Origin of the sequence: Streptomyces sp. AA4 (assembly GCF_000158875.1) — a bacterium.
In the GTDB taxonomy this organism is placed as follows: Bacteria; Actinomycetota; Actinomycetes; order Mycobacteriales; family Pseudonocardiaceae; genus Amycolatopsis.
On sequence record NZ_GG657746.1, the window covers coordinates 5,871,715 to 5,878,092 of the forward strand.

A 6,378-nucleotide genomic window follows, 5' to 3' on the forward strand; every position below is an offset into this window, starting at 1 on the left:
CGCGTTCGTCCCGCTCGACGGCGTCGGCCAGCGACCGATATCGTCCACAGAGGACACTAGCGACGCGTTTCCCGCGGCGGCCGGGCCTGACCCGGGGGGGTCATGACAGGTGCGCGGCAGAGACCATCGCGCGGTAGACGTCGGTGTTGTCCAGCGTCCCGTCGAGGCGATCCGAACCCGGGCCGGTCGCGGTGACCGGGGTCGGCACGCCGCTGTGGTCGCCGGTCGTCCAGTCGACGGTCAGCGAAAGTTTGGTGCCCGGCACGGGAAACGGACCGTCCTCATTACCCTCGGGCGCTCCGTCAGTGTCCTCAATGGCCAGTCCGCCGGTTTCGTGGTCGCCGCCGATGATCACCAGGGTGTCCGGGTGCGAGCGGGTGAAGCGAAGCACTTCGGCGACGGCCGCGTCGAGCGCCCGGCCCGCGTCGAGGACGCCGTGTGCGTTGTTCTCATGGGACATCCCGTCGATGCCTTCTTCTTCCAGGAACAGGAAAAAGCCGCGCGGGTTGGCGGAAAGCGTGTCGAGCGCCTTCTTCGCCATCACCGGCAGCGCGACCTTCGGCTGGTACGCGCCCTTGCCGTCCGGGCCGTAGTCGACCATGTCCTCGTTCGCGAACAGCCCGAGCAACCGCGGCGCGCGAGTCGCGGCGAGTTCGCTCGCGTTCCGCACGTAGGTGTAGCCGGACCGCTTCGCCTGTTCGATGAGATTCCCATGCGTGCTGCGGCTTTCCTCGCCCGGCTTGTCCGGCCACGCCCCGGGGTCGCCCTTCGGCAGCCACCAGTCTTCGCCGCCGCCGAGGAGGACTTCCGGACGGCTTTCGGTGATGTACTGCTTCGCGATGTCGCTCTGCAGGTCCCGCGAAGGCACGTGTGACGCGAACGCGGCGGGCGACGCGCCGGTGACCTGCGCGGTGGTGACCAAGCCGGTCGACTTGCCCGCGCGTTTCGCCTGCTCAAGCACGGTCAGCAACCGACGGCCCTGCGCGTCCTGTCCGACCGCGCCGTTGCGGGTTTTGCGGCCGGTGGCCAGCGCGGTCGCCGCCGCGGCCGAGTCGGTGACGAGATTTTCCGGGTCATCCGGGTCGGTGTGCACCATGCCCGTCACCGGAAGCCGGTTCATCGCCAGGTCGCCCGCCCGGCCGGTCGTCGCGAGCCGGATGAACTCCCGCTGCGCCGCACCCATGCCGTCGCCCTGGATGTAGACGATGTTGCGTGCTTTCGGGCGCCAGCCGCTGGAGTCCGCGGCGGGACTGTCGCCCGCCATCGCGACCGCGGGCACTGCCCCGGCCACCGCGAGCACGGCCGCGGCGAGCACCATCGTCTTGCGCATCCGGATCCTCCTTTAGTTAGGAAGCTTTCCTAACATGTTTCGCAGACTCCCGCGAGAAGGTCACCTGAACGGACGTGTCCGCCGACGGTGAACAGCACCCCGCCGGGCCGCGGCGCTCACTACGGTTGGTGCGCATGGAGACCGTCACGACACGCACCGTCGAATACCCGGCCGACGGCCTCACCATGGTCGGACGCCTCGCCCTCCCCGCGGGCACTGATCGGCGGCCCGGGGTCCTGATCGGCCCCGAAGGCACCGGCCTCAACGATTTCCAGCGCGCCCGGGCCGACGCACTGGCCGAACAGGGTTACGTGGCGCTGGCTTTCGACATCCACGGCGGCCGCTGGTTCACCGATCCGGACGAGATGCTGGCCCGCTGCCTGCCGCTGCTCGACGACCCCGACCGGTTACGCGACATCGGCCGCGCGGCGCTCGACGTGCTGCTCGCCGAACCGCGCACCGATCCGGACCGGATCGCCGGGATCGGGTACGGCACCGGCGGCGCGGTCGTACTGGAACTCGGCCGCGCGGGCGTCGACCTGCGGGCGATCGGGACGGTCAACGGGCTGGTCACCGGCCGTCCGGGCGAGGCCGCGAACATCCGCTGCCCGGTGTGGGCGGGCGTCGGCTCGGAGGACCCGATCATGCCGCCAGCGCAACGGGACGCGTTCGCCGCCGAGATGCAGGACGCGGGCGTCGACTGGCGGCTCACGGTCTACGGCGGCGCCCAGCACGCCTTCCACCATCCGCCGATCGGCCCGGAGCAGCGGCTGCTGCCCGGCGTCGGCTATCACGCGGTGCACGCCGAGCGGGCCTGGCGCGACGTCGTGACGCTGCTCGCCGACAACCTGGGCTAGCGGGCCAGAAACGGGCTCGGATCAGCCAAAACGCCGTGGATGGTGCGGCCCGCGGCGCCCAGCGTCGCGGCGGAATCGCCGAGGGCGGAAGGGCTCAGCACCGGCACTGAACCACGCAGGCCGGTCAAGCGCGCCCGCAGCACCGCTTCCGCGGCGGGGGCCAGCCAGCGGAACAACGGCCCGAAGACTCCGCCGAGCACCACGCGGTCCACGTCCACCAGATTGACCGCCGACGCCAGCGCCAGCCCCAAGGCCTCCCCCGCCGCGGCCGCCGCCGACAACGCCGCGTCGTCGCCATCGGCCAAGGCGGCGGCCAGAGCGTCCACTGTGGATACTCCGGCGGCGGTCAGCAGCGCTTCCTGCCCGGCGTAGGTCTCCAGGCAACCGACCGCGCCGCAGCGGCAGGACGGACCGGACGGGGAAACCAGCACGTGCCCCAGTTCGCCGCCGGTGCCGCGGAACAACCGCGACTCCGCCACCAGGCCCGCCCCGATGCCGATTTCGCCGGACACGTAAAGGAAATCCGCCGCGCCGGCACCGAACCACAGCTCGCCCAGCGCGCCGAGGTTGGCCTCGTTGTCCACTGAAACCGGGACCGGCAGGTCCAGCGAAACGGGCACGTTCCGCCAGCCGAGGTTCGGCGCGCTCAGCACCACGCCGTCCCGCACCGGACCGGACACCGCGAGCACCGCGCCAGCGACCGTCAGGCCCAGTGCGCGTGCCTCAGCCAGCTCCGAAGCAGCCAGCTCCCGCACCGCCTCCAGCACGGTTTCCGCCGGCACGCCACGGTTGTCGCGCCCAATCCGGACCGACCGGCGGACCGTCCCGGTTAGATCGAGGAGGCACGCGGCGAGATAGTCCACATTGGCCTCAAGCCCCAGCGAAGCCATCCGTGCGCCGCTCAGCGACACCTCGACCCCGGGTCGGCCGCGCTCGCCCGCGCGCACGGCGGCGGTTTCGGAGAGGAAGCCCGCGTCCAGGAGCGAGCCGACCAAAGTGGACACGGTCGACTTGGTCAGCCCGGTCAGCTCCGCCAGCGCGGCACGGGTCAGCGGACCGCCGCGGCTGATCTCGCCGAGCACCAGCTCGAGGTTCCGCGCCCGCATCGCGTCGTGCCGGACCGGTTCCATGCAGACCTCCGCTCTTGACGGCCGGGACGACCGTAGCGCAGTATTTAGTCTACATCGTGAACTAAATGGAGGGACGGGCATGGCCGACTACGCCCCCGCGCCGGAAGACAAATTCTCGTTCGGGTTGTGGACCGTCGGCTGGCCCGCGGCCGACCCGTTCGGTGTCGCCACCCGGCCGCCGCTCGACCCGGTCGAGAGCGTGCACCGGCTGGCCGGCCTCGGCGCGTACGGCGTCACCTTCCACGACGACGACCTGCTGGCCACGGAACCGGACCGCGACACCGCGATCGCCAGGTTCAAGAAGGCGCTCGCGGACACCGGGCTGCGCGTGCCGATGGCGACGACGAACCTGTTCAGCCACCCGGTCTTCAAGGACGGCGGCCTGACCAGCAACGACCGCGACATCCGGCGGTACGCGCTCACTAAGGTCCGGCGCAATCTCGACCTCGCCGCGGAACTCGGCGCGCAGACCTACGTCCTGTGGGGCGGTCGCGAGGGAGCGGAATCCGACGCGGCGAAAGACGTCCGCGCCGCGCTCGCCCGCTACAAGGAGGGGCTCGACGTCCTCGCCGACTACGCCGTTTCGCAAGGCTACGACCTGCGGTTCGCCCTGGAGCCGAAGCCGAACGAACCGCGCGGCGACATCCTGCTGCCGACGATCGGCCACGCGCTCGGGTTCATCTCGCAGCTGGAGCGGCCCGAGCTGTTCGGCCTGAATCCGGAGGTCGGCCACGAGCAGATGGCCGGGCTGAACTTCGTGCACGGCATCGCGCAGGCACTGTGGCAGGGCAAGCTGTTCCACCTCGACCTCAACGGCCAGCACGGCCCGAAGTACGACCAGGACCTGATTTTCGGCCACGGCGACCTGACCAGCGCGTTCTTCCTCGTCGACCTGCTGGAGCACGGCGGCTACGACGGCCCCCGGCACTTCGACTACAAACCGCTGCGCACCGAGGATCCCGAGGACGTCTGGGTTTCCGCGGCGGCGAACATGCGCACTTACCTGATCCTGCGAGAGAAAGCGCGTGCGTTCCGCGCCGATCCGGAGGTCGCCGAGGCGCTCGCCGCGTCGCGCGTGCCGGAGCTGGCCACGCCGACGCTCGCGCCCGGCGAGACCCTGGACGACCTGGCCGCCGACGAGTTCGACGTCGAAGCAGCCGGCCGGCGCGGCTACCACTTCACCCGGCTCAACCAGCTGGCTCTGGAGCATCTGCTCGGCGTCCGGTAAATCAGGCGACGCGGATGGCGGCGGTGTTTTACCGTTGCGGGCAACACGTTGACGGAGACAAGTAGCGCAGGGTCCCGCGAGGGACAGAGAGCTGCCGGCGGTGAGAAGGCAGTGTCGCGGCCCAGCGCGAAGACACTCCTGAGTGCGGGGAGGAAATGCCCCGCCGGCCCGGCCGCCGTCATCCGGCCAGAACGAGGCCGCCCTCAGGCGGCGAAGGTGCGGTGGCACCGCGAGTGTCCCTTCTCGCCCGCACCCCCAAGGGGTCGCCGAGTGCGCTCAGGAGAAGGAATGAGTACCCGCACCCCGGTGGCCTGCCTGCGTGGCCGCGTGGGCTCCACCGTGACGATCGCCGGCTGGGTGCACCGCCGGCGCGTCCTGAAATCCGTGGCGTTCCTGGTCGTCCGCGACCGGACCGGCACGGCACAGGCGGTTTTCGCCGAGCCGCCGGAGGTCGCCGAGGAGACCGTCGTGCGGCTCACCGGGCAGGTGGTCGCCAATCCGCAGGCACCGCAAGGAGTCGAACTGCGGGAGCCGGTATTAGAAGTACTGTCCGCACCGGAAAAGCAGCCGCCGTTTCCTCTTTATCGACCAGAGGTGGCCGCTGGTTTGCCGGTGGTACTGGACAATGCGGCGGTCGCGCTGCGGCATCCGGTGCTGCGGCGGCGCTTCGAGGTGGCCGCGGCGAGCGTCGCCGCGTTCCGGCGAGCATTGGACGGACAGGGATTCACTGAGATTCACACGCCGAAGATCGTTGCCACGGCGACGGAATCCGGGGCGAATGTCTTCCAGCTCGACTACTTCGGACGTCCGGCTTACCTCGCTCAATCACCACAGTTTTTCAAGCAGGCCATGGTCGGCGTGTTCGAGCGGGTGTACGAGGTGGGTCCGGTATTCCGGGCCGAACCCCACGACACCGCACGACACCTGGCTCAGTACACGAGTCTCGACGCGGAACTGGGCTTCATCGCCGACCACCGCGACGTGATGACCGTGCTGCGGGACGTCGTAGCGGAGATGGCCGCTGCAGCAGGGCCGGACGCACCGACGGTGCCAGAGGAGATTCCGTCGATCGATTTCGCGGCGGCGCAAGCACTTCTGGCCCGCAACACCAGTGAGGACCCGCGCGGCGAACCGGACCTCGCGCCCGCGCACGAACGCTGGCTGGGCGAATGGGCCGAGCGGGAACACGGGTCGGAATTCCTGTTCGTGACCGGATACCCGATGGCGAAACGGCCGTTCTACACCCATCCCGACCCGGCGGACCCGGCCCGCTCGCACAGTTTCGACCTGCTGTTCCGCGGTCTGGAACTGGTCACCGGCGGCCAGCGGCTGCATCGCCACGCGGACTACCTGGCCGTGCTCGGCGAGGCGGCCGCGCAGTACTCGGACTACCTCGACGCGTTCGCGTACGGTATGCCGCCGCACGGCGGGTTCGCGATCGGGCTGGAGCGCTGGGTCGCGCGGGTGCTGGGCGTCGCGAACGTGCGCGGGGCGACGCTCTTCCCCCGCGACCTGCATCGCCTGCGGCCTTGAAAGTCCGTGAAGGGATATATATATATATATATATATATATATATATATATATATATATATATATATATATATATATATATATATATATATATATATATATATATATATATATATATATATATATATATATATATATATATATATATATATATATATATATATATATATATATATATATCTATATATATATATATATATATATATATATATATATATATATCTATATATATATATATATATATATATATATATATATATATATATATATATATATATATATATATATATATATATATATAT

General features: G+C 67.2%; 5 protein-coding genes. 3 read left to right on the forward strand and 2 right to left on the reverse strand.

Annotation, left to right across the window (positions count from 1 at the left end):
• Nucleotides 1-100 precede the first annotated feature (100 nt).
• Nucleotides 101-1,330 (reverse strand): alkaline phosphatase, encoded by a 1,230-nt coding sequence (locus SSMG_RS26865; RefSeq protein ID WP_009081178.1) that lies wholly within the window; start codon nt 1,328-1,330, stop codon nt 101-103.
• 134 nt (nt 1,331-1,464) lie between these two features.
• Between SSMG_RS26865 and SSMG_RS26870 the strand changes: the two genes are divergently transcribed.
• Complete coding sequence (locus tag SSMG_RS26870; RefSeq protein WP_037714979.1) at nt 1,465-2,187, forward strand: dienelactone hydrolase family protein; 723 nt, start codon at nt 1,465-1,467, stop codon at nt 2,185-2,187.
• On the opposite strand, the gene SSMG_RS26875 is transcribed toward SSMG_RS26870, so the two are convergent.
• On the reverse strand, nt 2,184-3,317 hold the full coding sequence (locus SSMG_RS26875) for an ROK family transcriptional regulator (protein ID WP_009081181.1): 1,134 nt from the start codon (nt 3,315-3,317) through the stop codon (nt 2,184-2,186). The genes SSMG_RS26870 and SSMG_RS26875 overlap by 4 nt on opposite strands.
• Before the next feature lie 79 nt (nt 3,318-3,396).
• Here SSMG_RS26875 and xylA point away from each other — a divergent pair, with 79 nt between their 5' ends.
• Together xylA and aspS are read left to right on the forward strand one after the other, a co-directional pair.
• The gene (gene xylA, locus SSMG_RS26880) at nt 3,397-4,545 is read left to right on the forward strand and encodes a xylose isomerase (RefSeq protein WP_037714982.1); all 1,149 of its coding nucleotides are present in this window, start codon (nt 3,397-3,399) and stop codon (nt 4,543-4,545) included.
• A 288-nt stretch (nt 4,546-4,833) separates the two neighbouring features.
• The gene (aspS, locus tag SSMG_RS26885) at nt 4,834-6,078 is read left to right on the forward strand and encodes an aspartate--tRNA(Asn) ligase (RefSeq protein WP_050788289.1); all 1,245 of its coding nucleotides are present in this window, start codon (nt 4,834-4,836) and stop codon (nt 6,076-6,078) included.
• Nucleotides 6,079-6,378: the final 300 nt, after the last annotated feature.